A 621-nucleotide genomic window follows, 5' to 3' on the forward strand; every position below is an offset into this window, starting at 1 on the left:
TAAGCGACCACAAAACAGTTTGCCATGGCTGGCTCGTGCCCATGGCCGGGTGCTTACGATTAATACCCCCATCCGTCAACTCCCAGCCGTATTGAACGGTTCTGAGGATCTCCTCATTACTGAAGGTGCTGCTTATCTTAACGTCATCCCCCTCAGACCTAGATAGCGATAGCCATATAATGATGCTCTCACTCGTCGCGACCTTGTCTATGGCAACAGCTACATCCTTATTGTATATGTGAGCCACGAGCGATTCCTCGCCGTTGTTCCTACCGGTCACTATTATTTCTGTGGCATTTTTCTCGAGTAAATCCATTAGCTCGAGGAGCTGTCTCCAGTACTTCTCGATCCATTTCTTCTTGAGCTTCCTTAGTAGCTCGATCATCTCCCTCACGACCTTCCTCGCCTCCCTCACCTTCTCGCCCTCGTCGCTTTCGTGCTCCCCGAGCCAACGCTCAAGCAAATCAATGAGCTCGTCAATGAATGAAGCGTTCTCGAACCTACCTCCATGCTTATTGAATCTTCTTTTCAACTCATCGACAAGCCCCAAAACCTCCTTGATCACAGCCTCATCAGCCACCGGCTCACCGCAAACGAACCTCTTGCCACGCCTAATGCCCC

General features: G+C 50.7%; 1 pseudogene. It reads right to left on the minus strand.

Annotation, left to right across the window (positions count from 1 at the left end):
- A pseudogene (locus tag ACP5L5_RS11815) lies at nt 1-580 on the minus strand (hypothetical protein); the annotation flags it as partial.
- Nucleotides 581-621 lie beyond the last annotated feature (41 nt).

It is taken from the genome of Vulcanisaeta sp. (assembly GCF_049966235.1).
In the GTDB taxonomy this organism is placed as follows: domain Archaea; phylum Thermoproteota; class Thermoprotei; order Thermoproteales; family Thermocladiaceae; genus Vulcanisaeta; species Vulcanisaeta moutnovskia.